Genomic DNA, 17,020 nt, shown 5'->3' with positions numbered 1-17,020 from the left:
CGTGAAAACTGCACTAATAACAGGGGTAAGCTCGGGTTTTGGATTAGAGAGTTTAAAAGCTTTAATAGAGCTTGATTATAAAGTTATAGCCATAGCAAGACGCAAAGAAAGATTAGAAAAACTACAAGAGCTTTATGGAAATAAAATTTATCCTATAGCACTTGATGTTAGAGACAAGCAAGCGGTTTTTACAGCAATTAAAAATTTACCTCAAGAGTTTAAAAACATCTCTTTGCTTATTAATAATGCTGGTCTTGCTTTGGGTTTAGACGAATTTGATTCTTTAAATATTGAAGATATAGAAGCAATGGTAGATACTAATATCAAAGGCTTTTTGTATATAGCAAGAGCTACTTTACCTTTGCTTAGAAAAACAAAGAATGCTCATGTGATTAATCTTGGTTCTATTGCAGCTAATGTACCTTATTATGGTGGAAATGTATATTGTGGAACTAAAGCTTTTGTGGCACAATTTTCTAAAGCTTTAAGAACGGATTTGCGTGGAAGTAATATAAAAGTAACCAATATCGCACCAGGACTTTGCAAAACTGAATTTAGCGAGGTTAGATTTAAGGGTGATGTAAAAAAAGCTGATGAAGTTTATGAGAATACTAAATACATTAAGGCTGAAGATATAGCAAAGATCATTACTTTTATTATTAGCTTACCTGAACATATTAATATCAACGAAATAGAACTTATGCCTGTGACTCAAACTTGGGCAGGAACTTTTAGTGAAAAAATATAAAAAAACTCAAGGAAAGATATGAAAATTTTTTATTTACTATTAACTCCTTTATTGTTATTTGCTGATGCACAAGTAAATGCAGAGCTTTTTGGAATTTGGACGCTTTTACCACCTGTAATAGCTATTATTTTAGCTTTTATTACTAAAGATGTAGTACTTTCTTTGTTTATTGGTGCATTAAGCGGTACTTTTATGTTAGGACTTATTGAAAATAGCATTTATCATGCGATTATAGTTTCTTTTACTGGATTTATTTCTAAAGTAGTAAATGCTATGGCAAGTCCAGGAAATGCAGGTATTTTATTACAAGTTTTAACTATAGGCGGAGTTGTGGCACTCATTACCAAAACAGGGGGAACAAAAGCTGTAGCTGTTTGGCTTTCTACTAAGGCCAAGCAAGCAAAAAGTTCGCAATTTGCTACTTGGTGTATGGGGATTTTTATTTTCTTTGATGATTATGCCAACTCATTAATCGTAGGTCCTATCATGCGTCCAGTTACTGATAAATTTAGAGTGAGTCGGGAAAAACTTGCTTTTATTATGGATGCAACCGCAGCACCAATTACTGGTCTTGCTATTATTTCTACTTGGATAGGACTTGAAATTTCGTTGATTCGTAGTGGATATGATCTAATCGATAATGCAACTTTTGCTCATCTTGGCATAGCAAAAGAAGAGGTTAATGCTTTTGAAATTTTTGTACAAACCCTACCTTATAGATTTTATAATCTTTTTATGTTGATTTTTGTTATTTTGACTATTTATACAGGTAGAGAATTTGGACCTATGTTAAAAGCTGAACTTAGAGCTAGAGCAGGTAAGTTTTCTCATGGACATGAGCAAATTGACAATATAGAAGATAAGGTTTTAGAACCAAAAGAGCATATAAAACTACAAGCTTCTAATGCAATCATACCTTTAGGTGTTTTGATCGTTTTTTCATTCATAGGTTTTTATTTTAGTGGTTATAATGCTTTAGATGATGCAAGTATTAAAGCACAAATTGATGTAGCACCACTTAGTTTATTTGCTTTTAGAGAAACTTTTGGAGCAGCTGATGCTTCGGTAGTATTGTTTCAAGCAGCACTTTTAGCTACCATAGTAGCTATTATTTTAGGAATGTATAGAAAAATATTTACTTTAAAAGAAGCAATTGCAATTTGGACTCACGGTTGGAGAACTATGATTATGACAGTGATTATTTTACTTTGTGCATGGTCATTAGCTTCTGTGATTAAAGATCTAGGAACTTCTAAATATTTAATTGATTTATTTTCGGATAAAACACCTATTTACTTGCTTCCTACTGCAATTTTTATTTTTGCTTCTATTATTTCTTTTTCAACGGGAACTAGTTATGGGACTATGGGTATTTTAATGCCTTTAGCTATTCCTTTGGCTATGGCTGTTGGGGTTCATAATGAATTAAGCGGAGTAGAATTGCACCAATATATGATTATTAATATTTCAGGGGTTTTGACAGGAGCTATTTTTGGAGATCATTGCTCGCCAATTTCTGATACAACTATACTTTCATCTATGGGGAGTAAATGTGATCTCTTAGCTCATGTTAGCACTCAAATGCCTTATGCTTTGAGTGTTTGTGCTATTAGTATACTTTGTGGTTATTTACCGGTAGCATTAGGACTTAATGTATGGCTTGGACTTGTTTTTGGTATCTTAGCTATGATAGCTTTACTTTTTGTAGTTGGTAAAAAGGTAGATGTATAAATGCATTTTGAAGAAAAAATTGCTTTAAATAAAGCATTGTTTTCTTCTTTATATGATGGAGAAATTCAGTGTTTTAAATCACCTTTAAAAGCTTATAGAACTAGAGCAGAATTTTCTATATATCATCATGAAAATGGGGAAATTTTTTATGCAATGTTTGAAAATAAGAAAAAAATTCCTATTGAGAAATTTAGTATAGCAGATGAAAAAATTCAAAAATATATGTCTATTTTATTGTGTAATTTAAATGAAAATTTAAAACATAAGCTTTTTGGGGTGGAGTTTTTAGCTACAAAATTAGATTTAAGTATAACTTTGCTTTATCATAAAAATATAGAGCTAATCGCGCAAGATTTACAAGAATTGGCAACAAGATTAAATCTTAAACTCATAGCAAGAAGTAGAGGTAAGAAACTTGTATTTAATGGAGAAATCTTAAGACAGATTTTGAATATTAACACTAAAGAATTTTTATATGAGTTTAATAATGATTGTTTTATCCAACCTAATACCTTTATTAATGAAAAGATGATTGAATGGGTTTTATCTTGTATAGAGAATGATTTTAGACAAGATTTATTAGAGCTTTATTGTGGTTATGGAAATTTTACTATAGCGTTAGCAAGATATTTTGGTAAAGTTTTAGCGACTGAAATTTCCAAAAAAAATATTGAATTTGCTCTAGAAAATTGTGTTTTAAATTCTATTGAAAATATAACTTTTACAAGACTTTCTAGCGAAGAATTAAGTCAAGCTTTAAAAAAAGAAAGAGAATTTAATCGTTTAAAAGGGGTAGATTTAGATAGTTTTAAAATGTCTCACGTTTTGGTTGATCCTCCAAGATCAGGACTTGATTTAAGCGTAGTCGAGTTTATAAAACATTATGAGAATATCATTTATATTTCTTGCAATCCTATTAGCTTAAAAGAAAATCTTGAGATTTTATGTCAAAGTCATAAAATCTCAAGATTTGCCTTTTTTGATCAATTTGTCAATACACCTCACCTTGAATGCGGAGTATATTTAAGAAAAAAAGCTTAGTGTAAGTTTGAATTTATGCAAGCTTTGTTATTATAAAAAAGTTGATTTAGTCAATTAATTTTTATAAAGGATTTTTTATTTTTTTTCAAAAAATTACCTATACAAATAGGAAAATACTCTATAAAATCAATGAAATTTTAGAACCTTTTGGGTTAAAGTCAAGTGATTGGAGAGTTTTTGTATATTTAAATCATCATCAAAATAGCACTTTGGCTCCAATATGTGAGTTTTACCAGATGGATAAGGCTATACTTTCTAGAGTTGTTTCTAAATTAGGAAAACTCGGATATATAGAGTTTTTAAAGGCAAATGATAAAAGAGAAAAAATCATCACTTTAAGTGCTAAAGGCAAAGAAGTTTATTTTGATGCAAACTTTTGTATAAGACAATATGAAAAGGAAATTTTAGGTATATTAAATTCACAAGACCAAGAAAAGCTTTTAAAATTACTTGATTATATTAATAAAAAAATTTAGAAAGGTTTTTTATGGGTCTTAGTAAAAAATATAATTTGTTCAATATTAATTTTTTCTGTATTTTTGGGATAAATTTTGTTATTTGTTTTGTTTTTTATATGAGTACTATTTCTAGTACAGATTATGCTTTAGATGTTTTAAATCTTCAAACTAGCACTGCAGGTCTTATCATGGGAGCTTTTGTTATAGGGGCTTTGCTTTCTAGGCTTTATTTTGGTTCTATTATTGATGATGTTAATATAAAAAAAGTGATTGTGTTTTCACTTTTGTTTTATTTTTTTATTAATTTGATGTATTTGAAATTTTATAATGTTTATTTTTTAATTTTGATTCGTTTTTTAGCTGGAGTTTGTTATGGAATTTGTTCTTGTGCATGTGGAGCAGCTATTGCTAGGATAATACCTAGTAATAAAAGAGGAGTTGGTATAGGGTATTATGCTACAAGCGTTGTTTTGACTTCAGCTTTAGGCCCTTTTTTGGCCATAAAACTTGACTCTATCAATCAATTTTGGCTTAGTTTTTTAATAGCTTGTTTGAGTATTGTTTTTGCTTTGGTTTTATCTATTTTTTTAAAAGTAAGAAGATTTAAAAAACATCATCATATAAAAAGAAAATTTAGCATTTATAATTATTTTGAAAAATCAGTTTTAAATTTGGCCTTAATAACCTTTTTACTCGCATGCCCTTTTGGTGCCATTATAGCTTATATGAGTGCTTATACCCAAAGTTTAAATTTAGCTTTTGCTGGTTCTATGTTTTTTGTAGTGTACGCTGGTTTTTCTATAGTTTTTAGACCGCTTGCTGGTAAAGTATTTGATAAATATGGTGCTAATATTGTGATGATTTTTTCCTTTTTATGTTTTATAGCGTGTTTGCTTTTACTTGCCTTTGCTTTAAACTTTTATATGATTATTTTAGCTGGAGTTTTTTGTGCGCTAGGTTATGCTAATGCTACTTCAAGTGCTCAAGCTTTAGCTATAAAACTTGCTCCTAAAGAAAAAATGGGTTTGGCTAATTCTACGTTTTTTATAGCCTTAGATTTTGGTATAGGGGTGAGTCCTTATTTGCTTGGTATTATAGAGCCAAGTATAGGTTTTGCAAATGTTTATGTTTTTTGTGCGATTTTGGTCGGGATAGCTTTGGTTTTGTATTATATATTGATTATCAAAAAAAATACTTATTAATTTGATTTTAGATACAATATTTTTAAAAAGGAAAAGCGTTGGATACTCATAAAATACTAAATTCTATGAAAAATATTGCCATTATAGGACTTAGTCCTAACCAAGAAAAACCTTCACATTTAGTAAGTAAGTATTTACAAGATTTAGGCTATAAGATTTATCCTATTTATCCTAAAGAGGATTTTATTTTAAATGAAAAGGTTTATAGAAATTTAAAAGAAATTCCTGATGAAATTGATACGGTTGTGATGTTTAGAAAAGCAAGTTTTGCAAATGAAATTTTTGAAGATCTTTTAACTAAAAATATTAAAAATTTTTGGATGCAACTTGGTGTTGTTAATAATGAAATAATGCAAAAATGTCAAAAATATGGTATAAATTGTGTTCAAGATTGTTGTATAAAAATAGAATTACAAAAAGGATAATCATGGTTGAATTAAATAAAATTTATCAAGCAAAACAAAAAATAGCAGATTTTGTGCTAAAAACCCCTTTCGTGCATTCTTCTTTTTTGAGTGAGTTTTTAGAAACAGATGTCTTTTTAAAGTGTGAAAATTTGCAAAAAACAGGTGCTTATAAAATCAGAGGAGCTTATAATACAATAGCTAATTTAACTAAAGAACAAAAACAAGCTGGGGTAATAGCAGCAAGTGCAGGAAATCACGCACAAGGAGTGGCTATCAGTGCTAAAAAATTTGGCATAGAAGCTGTGATTGTTATGCCTGAAGCTACGCCTTTGTTAAAAGTAAGTGCAACTAGAAATTTAGGTGCAAAAGTGATTTTAAAAGGAGATAATTTTGATGAAGCTTATGCTTATGCATTAAATTATGCTAAAGAACACCATTTAAATTTCATTCATCCTTTTGAAAATGAAAGTATTATGGCAGGGCAGGGCACATTAATGCTTGAAATGCTTGATGAGGTAAGTGATTTAGATATGATTTTAGCCCCAGTTGGTGGTGGTGGGTTGATTAGTGGTATTGCTAGTGCTGCAAAACAAATTAATCCTAATATAAAAATAGTAGGAGTAAGTGCAAAAGGAGCTCCTGCAATGTATGAAAGTTTTAAAAATAAAAAAATTATAAATTCTAAGTCTGTTAGGACTATAGCAGATGGTATTGCAGTTCGAGATGTAAATAAAATTAATTTCGATATTATTCTTGAATGTGTTGATGAATTTATCCAGGTAGATGATGAAGAAATAGCTAATGCAGTTTTGTATTTACTTGAAAAACATAAGTTGACAGTTGAAGGTGCTGGAGCATCTGTAGTTGCAGCACTTTTACATAAAAAATTAGATTTAAAAAACCATAAAAAAGTTGGTGCAGTTTTAAGTGGTGGAAATATTGATGTGCAAATGTTAAATATCATCATAGAAAAAGGTTTGTTTAAAGCTTTTAGAAAGATGCTTATTAATGTTACCTTAATTGATAAACCAGGGGCGTTAAGTGCTCTAAGTGATGCTATAAAAGAAGCACAGGCTAATATAGTTAAGATTGATTATGATAGATTTTCTACTAAACTTGAATATGGTGATGCTATGATTTCTATTACTTTGGAGACTAAGGGGAAAGAACATCAAGAGCTTGTAAGAAAAATTCTTTTTGATAAGGGTTTTAATTTTAATGAAATTTTATAAAAAATAAAATATAATATTTTATAAATAAATTATAAGCCAAGGGAAAATATGTTAAAAGAAAAGATTTTAGAGTCAGATACTTTGATAACTTCTAAAACAGATTTAAAAGGTGATATCATTTATGCCAATGCTGATTTTTTAAAATACGCAGGCTATAAGATGGAGGAAATTTTATACAAACCTCACAATATAGTCCGTCACCCTGATATGCCTAGAACGGTTTTTAAGTGTTTATGGGATTATATACAAGAAGGAAAAGAAATTTTTGCTTTTGTAAAAAATAAAACTAAACAAAACGATTATTATTGGGTTTTTACTAATGTCACAGCTTCATTTGATGAGCAGGGTAATATTATAAATTATTATTCAGTAAGAAGAAAACCTAAAAGAGAAGCTATACCTATTATGGAACAAGTTTATAAAATTCTTATAGAAGCTGAGCAAAAAGGTGGAATAAAAGCCGGAGTAGAAGAACTTATTAAAATAGTTAATTCTTATGGTATGAGTTATAATCAGTTGATTTTAGAGCTTCAAAAATGAATTTTGTAAATTTTATTTATAAAATATTGTTATTAAATAAGATAAAATAACTCTTTTTTAATTTTTCAAATTAAGGGGTTATATTATGTCTTTGGAAAAAATTTTAACTTCAGATGTTTTGATAACATCAAAGACAAATTTAAAAGGTGAAATCATCTATGCCAATGAGGATTTTTTGACATATTCTGATTATAAAATTGATGAGATTTTGTATAAACCGCATAGTATTATGCGTCATCCTGATATGCCTAGAACTGTTTTTAAATATTTATGGGACAATATTCAGTTAAAGAAAGAAGTGTTTGCTTTTGTTAAAAATAAAACTAAGTATAATGATTATTATTGGGTTTTTGCAAATGTTACAGCTTCCTGTGATACAAATGGGAATATTTTAGATTATTATTCGGTAAGAAGAAAGCCAAAACCAGAAGCTATTAAGACAATAGAGGAAATTTATAAAATTCTTTTGAGAAAGGAAAAAGATGAAGGTGTTAAATCAGGAATCGAGGAATTAGATAAAATAGTAAAATCTTATGGAATGACTTATAATGAATTAATGATGAAAATTCAAAAATAGAGAAAGGATTTTTTATGAAAAGTATTTTATTTACTGGTATTGCTTTAAGTATATTAGCGTGTGGATGGTCTTTATTTTTTGCAGAGTTTGTTTCTTTGGGCTTGTTTTTGGTTTTATTTTTTTTGTTTATGTATGCTCTTTTTATTTTCAAAAAAGAAGAAGAATTTAGTGATAAGATTTTAAATCTTAGTAGAGAACTAAAAAATGGTAATTTTGATTCAAGGATTATCTATATTAAATGTAGGAATAAAAAATTAAAAGAAATTGCAGATAATCTTAACAACACCATAGATGGTTTGGAAGCTTATTTAAGGGAAATTAACACCTCAATTGCTTGTTCACAAAAAGGAGAGTACTTTAGAAGAGCTATTCCTGAAGGTTTAAAAGGAATTTTTGTTCATAATATTAATTTTATAAATAAAGCTCTTGATGATATAGAAAAAACAGGAAAATCTGTCTTTAAAAATGCTTTATCTAGAGAATTAATGGATTTGAGCTTAAATAGTCAAAATAAAAATTTAAACGATTTATCTTCTTCTTTGAATAAAATTATTAAATTAATGAGAGAAGTTTTTGGTGATATTAAGGTTATTTCAGATACAGCACAAAAAAATGGAAGAGAAATAAACGAATTACAAGAATCTATTTCAACTATGATGCAAGTAGCTGATGAAAGTAAAAATGCAGTAGATACATTTGCTTCTAATGCTCAAAGTATTAATGCTATTGTAGAGGTAATTAGAGATATAGCTGATCAAACCAATCTACTTGCTTTAAATGCAGCTATAGAAGCAGCTCGTGCAGGTGAACATGGAAGAGGTTTCGCGGTTGTTGCTGATGAGGTGCGTCAGCTTGCTGAAAAAACTCAAAAAGCAACAGGAGAGATTACTCTGGCAATTCAAGTGATGAATCAGGAAATTAGTTCTATACAAGAAAATAGTGAAAAAGTCTATGGTATAGCAAATTCTTCAGATGGTAAGATTATGGATTTTAGCAAAGCATTTGGAGAGTTGGAAGACAAAAGTACTCATTTAGGTAAAGAATTTGTCAATTTTGCTTCTGACTTAACATTATCTGCTATGAAGATTGATCATATATTATACAAATCTGATGTTTATTTGACATTAAATGGTTCTCAGGATAAACTGCAAGATTTAGACCCAATTTCCACTTTATGTAAAGATGAAGATGCTAAAAGTATTTTCTGTCCTTTAATTTCTCAAAATGAAATGGATTCTAAGAGCGAAAAAATACAAAATACTGCAAATAAGGCTATAGAAATAGCTAGAAAAGAAAATATAACAAAAGAAGACTATGATTTGATTATAAACGATATACGTGATTTGGAAAAAGAAAGTAAAGTTATTATGGATAAATTAAACTAGAAGCTTAAAAAGCTTCTAGTTCTAAATAAGGGATATTTTTAATACTTCTTGTAGGGTTTTCACTCCAATAATTTTCATATTTTTCACTACTTCTTCAGGAATATCTTTTAAATCTCTATCATAATTTTTATGCGGAATTATAGCTATTTTAATATCGGCTTTATATGCAGCGATTAGTTTTTCTTTTAATCCGCCTATTGGTAAAACATTACCCATTAAATCAATTTCTCCAGTCATTGCAACATCTGATCTTACTTTTTTATCACTAAAAATAGAAGCAATAGCTGTTGTTATAGTGATACCAGCACTTGGTCCATCTTTAGGTGTGGCTCCATCTGGTACATGGATGTGAAGATTGTATTGATTATAGATGCTTTCATCTTCTTTGTAAAAAAGATTCTTTGGTGTTTTAATTTGCCCTTCATCAATTAAATTTTTAACAAGACTTTGGGCAATTTTTGCTGATTCTTTCATCACATCACCTAAGCTTCCTGTAAGAGCTAACTCACCCTTGCCTTTGATTTTGATAGCTTCTATTTTTAATACATCTCCACCCACTGCAGTCCATGCTAAGCCATTTACTTGACCGATTTTGTTTTCTTTTTCGTGCTTTTCAATTTCAAAAACTTTTTTACTTAAAAAGTCTTTTAAATTTTTAGCATTAATCTTGATGTTTTTTGTATTTTCATTCAAAAGAAGTTTTTTGACACATTTTCTACAAACTTCAGCAATTTTTCTTCTTAAATTTCTTACACCAGATTCTCTTGTGTATTCGTTGACCATTAATTCAATGGCTTCATCATTGAAATTAATTTCTTCTTTTTTTAAACCATGTTTTTTGATTTCATCTGGTATGAGATAATTTTTTGCTATTTGAAATTTTTCTTGAGGAGTGTAAGAACTAAGTTCTATAAATTCCATTCTATCTTTTAAAGCTGCAGGGATTAAACTTGCATCATTTGCGGTAGCTATGAATATAATTTTACTCAAGTCAATATTAAAATTTAAATAATAGTCTCTAAATTTTGTATTTTGTTCAGGATCTAAAATTTCAAGTAAAACTGCACTCGGGTCTCCTCTATGATTACGACTTAATTTGTCAATCTCATCAAGCACAATTACAGGATTACTTTGTTTTGCTTCTATGAGTCCTTGTATAATGCGTCCTGGCATTGCTCCTATATAAGTTCTTCTGTGTCCTCTTAATTCATTTACATCTTCTAAGCCACCCAAAGCTATGCGAACTAATTCTCTTTTTAATGCTTTTGCAACTGAATTTGCTAAGGAAGTTTTACCAACACCTGGAGGGCCAACCAAACATAAAATAACTTTAGCACCATCTCTGTCTTTAATTTTACGTTTTTCTAGAAGCTCTTTAACTGCAAAGTATTCTTCAATACGCTCTTTTGGTTTTTCTAAGGCATAATGATCGCTATTAAGTTGCGAAGATACATCTTTTAGATTAAGTTTTTTCTTTGAAGAGTGTTCAAAAGGTATATCCAAAACTGTTTCTATGTAGGTTTGCACCATAGAAGCTTCTGAATTATCTTGGTGAATTCTTTCGTATTTTTGAATTTGTTTTTTGATTTCTTTATATGCTTCTTCATACATAAAAGCTTTTTTCTTTTCTAATTTTTTATTGTATTCTTCTACTTCGCTTTCTTTTTGTATATCGCTTCCAAGTTCTCTTTGGATTTGTTTGAGTTGCTCTTTTAAAAAATATTCCTTATTGACTTTATCAATTTTAGAATGAACTTTGTTTTTTATTTCTTTTTGAATTTTGTTTGCTTCGATTTCTTTGGCTAAATAATCAATTAAATTCAAAAGTTTTGTTTCTAAATTTGTTTCTATAAAAAATTCATAAGCTTGTTGTTTTTTGATTTTAATAGAATTAAGTATTAAATCACAAATTCTACTAGGTTCAACATCTTCTTCTATAGTCCTTAAAAGATCTGGTGGAAAATAGTGACTTACGGTAGATAAAGCTTTAGCTTTTTCTCTTACCACCTCAATGATAGCTTCTTTTTTTGTATTGCAAATTGGTTCTTGATGGATTAAATCAACTAAGGCAAATAAAGGATCGTCTGAGATTTTCTCAACAATCTTAGCTTTAGCATAGCCTTGAAATAAAATTTTAATACGGCCATCAGGTAGTGGAACCTTTCTCATTATAGTCCCTATTACCCCGCAATCATATATATCATCAAAACCACGCCCGCCCTCTATTTTTGATGGTGCTACAAAAATCATACTTTCATTTTGCAAAGCAGTATCTAAGGCTTTGATATTTTGAATATCGTTTAAAAAAATAGGTGTTATCATAAAAGGGTATAAAAAAAGTTCATCTTCTACAAGAATAGGAAGTTTTGTCGGATAGTTTTGAGTATTTTCTAATTTCATTACATTATACCTTCTTCAAATATTTTTCTATACCATGGAAGTTCTGGTTTAATCATATCAATTTTATTAAAATCGGAATTTTCTATTTTTTGCTTATAAATTTCATAGCTTTGCTCTCTATTTTTTTTCTCATATAGTTTAGCTATACTTGTATCAAGATAAAATACAGCAAGATTAAATTTAGTAAGCATAGTATCGATTAAATCGTTGTATTGTACATTGGGATAATTTTGATTATATTCTTTGATTTCTTCTATGGTTTTAAGCATTAAAGTTTGGTTACGATTTGGTACAGCAAAAGAATCAAATTTAGCTTTAATTTTTAAATATCGTATATAAGCTACATTTTTTGAATCGCCAAATTTATTTAAATACTCATCTAAATAAAAATTTGCCATTTCATACTCTTCTTCACTAATGTGAGCTTGTGCTAATATAAGTAAAGTTTGCTCTAATAAAGGATCTGCTATATGTTCAGCTGCCATTGAAGTATAGTGTTTATCAGCTGCTTCGAGATTTTTTTCTTGTAAATCTTTTATAATCTGTTGATACCACTCCATAGAGCTTAGATTGTATAAATCTTCAGCTTTTTTTGAGCTACAAGCTCCTAAAAATAAACCTGCAATAATAAGTGAAAAAATAAAAAGTTTTTTCATGGTGTTACCTTATAAATTTAATAATCTGTAATTATAATGTTTTTATGTTTATGAAAATGTTAATTTTTAAAACTAAAATTATAATCAAAAAATATTAATTAGTGTTTTTAAAGTTGGAACTAAAATTGCTTAATGAGTTGTAATTTCTTAGTCAATAGATTTTAGGAGGCAAAATGAACTTAGAAGTTAAATGTCCTATTTTGGGGTTTGAAGATACCAAAAATATGAACTTTTATAAAATAGATGAAGTTTTTTATAGACTTAAAAGTCTTGACGGTAAAGATTTTTCTTTTGTGCTGATTGATCCTTATATGATTCGTCCTGATTATGATTTTGAAGTGCCTGATTATTATCAAGAATTATTAGCATTAAATGAACAAACTAATTTTGGTGTATTTGTTATTGTAGCTATTAATGAACCATTAGAAGAATCTACGGTAAATTTTTTAGCACCTGTTGTGATGAATTATGATAACAATTCTTTAGTGCAAGTTATTTTAGATACAAGCAAATATCCTAATTATTTTCAGTCTGAGAAGATTTCAGCTTTCATTAAGCAAACAAAATAATGTCTGAAATTTATATTTTAGGAAATGGTGCTATGGCTAGTGCTATAGCTAAAGGTTTAAAAGATAATTATAAAGTAGTTATTGTTGCTAGGGATTTAAAAAAAGCTAGTAGCTTAAATCTAGAAATTTTGTCTTATGAAGAATTTGATATAGAAGACAAAAATGTTATTTTAGCATTTAAACCTTATGCTTTAAATGAAGTGGCTAGCAAATTAAAAGGCAAGGCAAGATGGCTTATTTCAGTTTTAGCAAATACCACTTTTGAGCAACTTCATTGTATTAATGCACAAAATCATATAAAAATTATGCCAAATACAGCAGCTGAATTTAAGGCTTCAACAACTGCGTATTTAATGGAAAATGATTTATTTAAAGATGAAGTTTTATCTTTGCTGAATACTTTTGGAAAAGCCATAAGTTTGCAAAATGAAAAAGAATTTGACGTGGCTATGGTATTAAGTGGTTGTGCCCCCGCATTTTTAGCTTTAGTAGCAGAAAGTCTAGCTAATGCAGGTGTAAAAAATGGTTTGAAAAATGAGCTTAGTTATGAGCTTACTCGTGCAAGTTTTGAAAGTTTTAGTGCTTTGTTTAACCATACACACCCAGCTATTATAAAAGAAAAAATTTGTTCTCCAGCGGGAGTAACTATAAAAGGGATCGAAGCTTTGGAAAAACGAGCTTTACGTGGTACTTTTTTTGAAGCTTTTAATGCAAGTTTAAATAAATGAAGCAAGCTTTTAGTCTCCTAGAGCTTGCTTTTTGTATTGTAATCTTATCTTTTGTTTTTGGTTTTTATTATCTTATATTTGCAAATAAGTCTTTCAATGTTATTCATTTTAATCAAATTCTTTTTAATGAAGAAAAAGAATTGTTCAAAGAAAATCCTTTATATAGAGCAAAAGAAATAAATATAAATGGTTATGATTTTTTGGAATATACTAGCGATGAATTTAAATTTAAATCATTAAAAATAAAGGACTTATCTTATAAAAAGGCTTTTATAGATGAAAAAAGCTTTTAGTTTATTGGAGCTTGTGTTGAGCTTTATTGTTTTAGGTGTTTTAGTTGTTATTTTGAGTAATCCTGTAATATATCTTTATAATCACAGTTTTAAAATTAAAAAATCTAATGAAGTGTTTTTTAATCTAAATCAAACTTTACTTAGTATGGAAAAAATTTATCATTCTTGTTTAAATGTGACATTGACAAGTAACTCTTTTGAGTGTTATATGAGTGCAAATGATGATATTTTTTATGATTTTTCGTTAAAGGAATTTAACTTTAGTGGTGTTATTCTAGATAATAATGAAAGTTTTTTTAGTCCTAAAAGTAATTTACATTTCATAGAAAATGGAATTTCTAAGGGAATTTTTAGTAATTACAAAGATATGCACAGCGAAAAAAAATTAAAAATATATACTAGTGATTATATGTATATTTATGATATAAAAAAATCAAAAGTTCACAAAGTGCTAATTAGTGATAGAGAGAAAATTCATTTTTTTGATGAGAAATTTAGTGGATTTTATACTGTTTTATATGCTTATGTTAAGGTGTATTTAGAAAATGAAAATATTTATATACAAATAGATGGTTTAAATCATAATAAACGATCTTTTTTATTAGCTCAAAATATGTCAAAGCTTATTTTCAAGCAAGATGATAAGGCACTAAAAGTTTCAATATGTGATAAAAATCAAAACGAATGTTTATCTAAGTGGATGTTTTTATGAAAAAATCTTTTGCTATGATTTATACAATATTTTTTATTTTATTTATTTCTTTTGTATTGATATTTATAGTGAAAATTGCTTCATATTCTCCAAGAATTATAAAAGATTTAGCTCTTTATACCCAAGGAAAAATTTTACTTCATGATACCAAAGAGCTTTCTAAATATTTTTTATATCAAGCTTTTTTAGAAGATAAAGAATGTTTAAATGAATATAATTTTGAATATAATAGTATAAAAATACGAATAGATTATGCTTATCCTTTGGGTGAATGTAAAAATTATAAATTAGTAGCAAATTATGCTAATGTAAAAAGTATTGTAGCGGTAAATATTAGTGTGTTACTGAATAGTGACAAAGCAGTAAATGAAGAAGTATTCCTACAAAAGAGTTTTTTTATTTATCCTAAAGTAGATTGAATATAGGTTTGAATTCCAATAGCTATCATTTTTACCCCCATGGCCATAATGAAAACTAAAGCAATACGTGAAAAAACATAGAGCACAAGTTTTCCTATAACTTTCTCAATAGTGGCTGAAAAGTGAAATAAAGCAAAAATAAAAGCAAAAGTAAGCAATACAGAAGCTATAGCTATAGCTAAATTTTGATCTTCTGAAATAACCACTATAGTAGAAAGCGTTCCAGGTCCTACTAGCATAGGAAATGCCATAGGTACTATACTTTTTTTCAATAATTCTTTATGATCTAGTCCTTGATAATGTTGAAATTGACTGCTTGATGGGGTAAAAAGTAGGTTTTTTGTACTCATAATGATTAAAATCAAACCACCTGCAACTCTTAAATCATTAATATCTATTTTAAATAAATATTTCATGATAAATGGTCCTGAAAGTAAAAAAACTAAAACAATACAAAATGCGGTATAAATGATATTTCTAAAAAGTTTTTTTCTTGTATCAGCATCTAAGCCTTCGGTCATTGCGAGAAATTGAGGAAGGTTTCCAAATGGATTTAAAACTGCTATAATAGCAACAGATGCAAGTAAAATAACATAAATTTCAGATTCTATATCTGAAAACATAAAACAACCTTTTATTTTCCCAAGCCAAAAAGCTTGGGATTGATTTAATTATAGTCCTTCGAAAGGATTAGTAACAACTTCTTTTCTATCTACGATATAAGGAATAAGTGCTACATGTCTTGCACGTTTAATAGCAACTTCAACCATCTCTTGATGTTTTTTGCTAGTGCCTGTTAAACGGCGTGGCATAATTTTAAATCTTTCTGATAAAGCATGTTTTAATAATGCTGTATCTTTATAGTCAATAAAATCAACTTTAGCTTCGGTGTATTTGCAATATTTGCGTGAGTATTTTCTTTTTTCTGCCATGATTTTTTCCTTTAAAATGGTAATTCTGTGTCATCATCATATTTATCAATGTCAATTTCCTTCATAGGGGGTTCTTTTTGAGGATTTTGATAAGTATTAGATGGATTTGCTTTAGTTTGTACTTGAGCATAAGGATCAAAACTTTGCTGTTGGTTAAAATTTTGATTATAGCTATAATTTTGATTATCAAAGTTGCTTTGTTGGTTATTTTGTATAGCTGAACCTAGCATTTCTAAATTTTCAACCTGAATGCTATGTTTTGATCTGTTTTGTCCATTTTGATCACTCCATTGCTCAAATCTTAAACGACCTTCAATTAAAACTTTACTACCTTTATTAAGGTATTGGTTAGCAATCTCTGCTGTTCTGCCAAAAAAACTAATGTCGATAAAGCAGGTTTCTTCTCTTTTTTCTCCTGTATTTGTGCTAAATCTTCTTGTAACAGCTATAGCAGAAGAACCTATTGCACTGCCTGATGGAGCATAGCGCATCTCTATATCCCTTGTAAGATTACCTACTAAAACGACCTTATTAAACATTATTAGCCTTCTGTGCTTTCGCTAGCTTTGATTTCTTTTTTATTTTGTTTGATACCTTTACTTAGTTTTTCCCAAGCCACGATTTCTTTTTTGTTTTCATATTTTACGATTAAAAATCTAATTACTTCTTCAGTGATTCTTAATACCCTTTCAAGCTCTGCAATTAAATTTGTAGGAGCTTTGAAATAAATCACAAAATAAGTTCCTCTTTCGTATTTTTTAATTTTATACGCAAGTTTTCTTGTTCCCATTGGAACTACACTTTCAATTTCTGCGCCATTCTTTGTAAGGACTTCTTTTACGAATTCCAACTTAGCACTTACTTCTTCTTCTGTAAGTGTTGGTTTTAATATGAATAAAACTTCATAATGTCTCATTTAATTTCTCCTTGTGGATATAAAGCCTAAAATTTTAGGCAAGGATTTTGCATAATAAAATGCAAATTTAATTT

General features: G+C 28.5%; 21 protein-coding genes. 15 read left to right on the top strand and 6 right to left on the bottom strand.

From position 1 onward, the window contains the following. Nucleotide 1: 1 nt before the first annotated feature. From CORN_RS05255 to CORN_RS08555, 10 genes are all read left to right on the top strand, one after another. Complete coding sequence (locus tag CORN_RS05255; RefSeq protein WP_066008699.1) at nucleotides 2-748, top strand: SDR family NAD(P)-dependent oxidoreductase; 747 nt, start codon at nucleotides 2-4, stop codon at nucleotides 746-748. 18 nt (nucleotides 749-766) lie between these two features. Beyond that, the gene (locus CORN_RS05250) at nucleotides 767-2,479 is read left to right on the top strand and encodes a Na+/H+ antiporter NhaC family protein (RefSeq protein ID WP_066008700.1); all 1,713 of its coding nucleotides are present in this window, start codon (nucleotides 767-769) and stop codon (nucleotides 2,477-2,479) included. After that, on the top strand, nucleotides 2,480-3,520 hold the full coding sequence (gene trmA, locus CORN_RS05245) for a tRNA (uridine(54)-C5)-methyltransferase TrmA (RefSeq protein ID WP_066008701.1): 1,041 nt from the start codon (nucleotides 2,480-2,482) through the stop codon (nucleotides 3,518-3,520). Nucleotides 3,521-3,573: 53 nt separating this feature from the next. Continuing rightward, nucleotides 3,574-3,996: a MarR family winged helix-turn-helix transcriptional regulator gene (locus CORN_RS05240; protein WP_343034279.1), complete on the top strand. Its 423-nt coding sequence runs from the start codon at nucleotides 3,574-3,576 to the stop codon at nucleotides 3,994-3,996. A gap of 11 nt (nucleotides 3,997-4,007) precedes the next feature. Continuing rightward, nucleotides 4,008-5,180 carry an MFS transporter gene (locus CORN_RS05235; RefSeq protein ID WP_066008703.1) on the top strand — a complete coding sequence of 391 codons (1,173 nt, stop codon included), beginning with the start codon at nucleotides 4,008-4,010 and terminating at the stop codon, nucleotides 5,178-5,180. A 65-nt stretch (nucleotides 5,181-5,245) separates the two neighbouring features. Beyond that, a complete protein-coding gene (locus CORN_RS05230; protein ID WP_066008733.1) occupies nucleotides 5,246-5,605 on the top strand; it encodes a CoA-binding protein in 360 nt (119 codons plus the stop codon). A gap of 2 nt (nucleotides 5,606-5,607) precedes the next feature. Continuing rightward, nucleotides 5,608-6,819, top strand: a complete 1,212-nt coding sequence (ilvA, locus tag CORN_RS05225) for a threonine ammonia-lyase (protein ID WP_066008704.1) — start codon at nucleotides 5,608-5,610, stop codon at nucleotides 6,817-6,819. Between the two features lie 48 nt (nucleotides 6,820-6,867). Next, nucleotides 6,868-7,359 carry an energy taxis response protein CetC gene (gene cetC, locus CORN_RS05220; RefSeq protein WP_066008705.1) on the top strand — a complete coding sequence of 164 codons (492 nt, stop codon included), beginning with the start codon at nucleotides 6,868-6,870 and terminating at the stop codon, nucleotides 7,357-7,359. An 85-nt stretch (nucleotides 7,360-7,444) separates the two neighbouring features. Next, nucleotides 7,445-7,936, top strand: coding sequence for a PAS domain-containing protein (locus tag CORN_RS05215; protein WP_066008706.1), 492 nt, complete (start codon nucleotides 7,445-7,447; stop codon nucleotides 7,934-7,936). A gap of 14 nt (nucleotides 7,937-7,950) precedes the next feature. After that, entirely contained in the window at nucleotides 7,951-9,321 is a 1,371-nt protein-coding gene (locus CORN_RS08555) for a methyl-accepting chemotaxis protein (protein ID WP_066008707.1), read from the top strand. Nucleotides 9,322-9,342: 21 nt separating this feature from the next. Here CORN_RS08555 and lon read toward each other — a convergent pair whose 3' ends face one another. Together lon and CORN_RS05200 are read right to left on the bottom strand one after the other, a co-directional pair. Beyond that, nucleotides 9,343-11,721, bottom strand: coding sequence for an endopeptidase La (gene lon, locus CORN_RS05205; RefSeq protein ID WP_066008708.1), 2,379 nt, complete (start codon nucleotides 11,719-11,721; stop codon nucleotides 9,343-9,345). Then, nucleotides 11,721-12,377 (bottom strand): outer membrane protein assembly factor BamD, encoded by a 657-nt coding sequence (locus tag CORN_RS05200; RefSeq protein WP_066008709.1) that lies wholly within the window; start codon nucleotides 12,375-12,377, stop codon nucleotides 11,721-11,723. Before CORN_RS05200 ends, lon begins: the two co-directional genes overlap by 1 nt. A 173-nt stretch (nucleotides 12,378-12,550) precedes the next feature. Here CORN_RS05200 and fliW point away from each other — a divergent pair, with 173 nt between their 5' ends. From fliW to CORN_RS05175, 5 genes are read left to right on the top strand one after another with little or no spacing between them, the layout of a single operon-like run. Further along, a complete protein-coding gene (fliW, locus tag CORN_RS05195) occupies nucleotides 12,551-12,946 on the top strand; it encodes a flagellar assembly protein FliW (RefSeq protein WP_066008710.1) in 396 nt (131 codons plus the stop codon). Further along, a complete protein-coding gene (locus tag CORN_RS05190; RefSeq protein ID WP_066008711.1) occupies nucleotides 12,946-13,674 on the top strand; it encodes a pyrroline-5-carboxylate reductase in 729 nt (242 codons plus the stop codon). Before fliW ends, CORN_RS05190 begins: the two co-directional genes overlap by 1 nt. Continuing rightward, on the top strand, nucleotides 13,671-13,967 hold the full coding sequence (locus tag CORN_RS05185) for a hypothetical protein (RefSeq protein ID WP_066008712.1): 297 nt from the start codon (nucleotides 13,671-13,673) through the stop codon (nucleotides 13,965-13,967). The genes CORN_RS05190 and CORN_RS05185 overlap by 4 nt, the downstream gene beginning before the upstream one ends. Continuing rightward, nucleotides 13,951-14,679 carry a hypothetical protein gene (locus tag CORN_RS05180; RefSeq protein WP_066008713.1) on the top strand — a complete coding sequence of 243 codons (729 nt, stop codon included), beginning with the start codon at nucleotides 13,951-13,953 and terminating at the stop codon, nucleotides 14,677-14,679. The genes CORN_RS05185 and CORN_RS05180 overlap by 17 nt, the downstream gene beginning before the upstream one ends. Continuing rightward, nucleotides 14,676-15,098, top strand: coding sequence for a hypothetical protein (locus CORN_RS05175; RefSeq protein WP_066008714.1), 423 nt, complete (start codon nucleotides 14,676-14,678; stop codon nucleotides 15,096-15,098). Before CORN_RS05180 ends, CORN_RS05175 begins: the two co-directional genes overlap by 4 nt. Here CORN_RS05175 and CORN_RS05170 read toward each other — a convergent pair. Genes CORN_RS05170 through rpsF form a run of 4 tightly spaced genes read right to left on the bottom strand, consistent with a single transcriptional unit; the run spans nucleotide 15,080 to nucleotide 16,946 of the window. Next, the gene (locus CORN_RS05170) at nucleotides 15,080-15,721 is read right to left on the bottom strand and encodes a MarC family protein (protein ID WP_066008715.1); all 642 of its coding nucleotides are present in this window, start codon (nucleotides 15,719-15,721) and stop codon (nucleotides 15,080-15,082) included. The two genes, CORN_RS05175 and CORN_RS05170, sit on opposite strands and share 19 nt — an antisense overlap. A 48-nt stretch (nucleotides 15,722-15,769) precedes the next feature. After that, nucleotides 15,770-16,030, bottom strand: coding sequence for a 30S ribosomal protein S18 (gene rpsR, locus CORN_RS05165; RefSeq protein ID WP_039618521.1), 261 nt, complete (start codon nucleotides 16,028-16,030; stop codon nucleotides 15,770-15,772). An 11-nt stretch (nucleotides 16,031-16,041) separates the two neighbouring features. Next, entirely contained in the window at nucleotides 16,042-16,569 is a 528-nt protein-coding gene (locus tag CORN_RS05160; protein WP_066008716.1) for a single-stranded DNA-binding protein, read from the bottom strand. A gap of 2 nt (nucleotides 16,570-16,571) precedes the next feature. Beyond that, nucleotides 16,572-16,946 carry a 30S ribosomal protein S6 gene (rpsF, locus tag CORN_RS05155; RefSeq protein ID WP_066008717.1) on the bottom strand — a complete coding sequence of 125 codons (375 nt, stop codon included), beginning with the start codon at nucleotides 16,944-16,946 and terminating at the stop codon, nucleotides 16,572-16,574. Nucleotides 16,947-17,020: the final 74 nt, after the last annotated feature.

It is taken from the genome of Campylobacter ornithocola (genome assembly GCF_013201605.1).
Classification (GTDB): Bacteria; Campylobacterota; Campylobacteria; order Campylobacterales; family Campylobacteraceae; genus Campylobacter_D; species Campylobacter_D ornithocola.
Note: the sequence above shows the minus strand (reverse complement) of the source record. Positions and strands in the feature narration are given on the sequence as shown.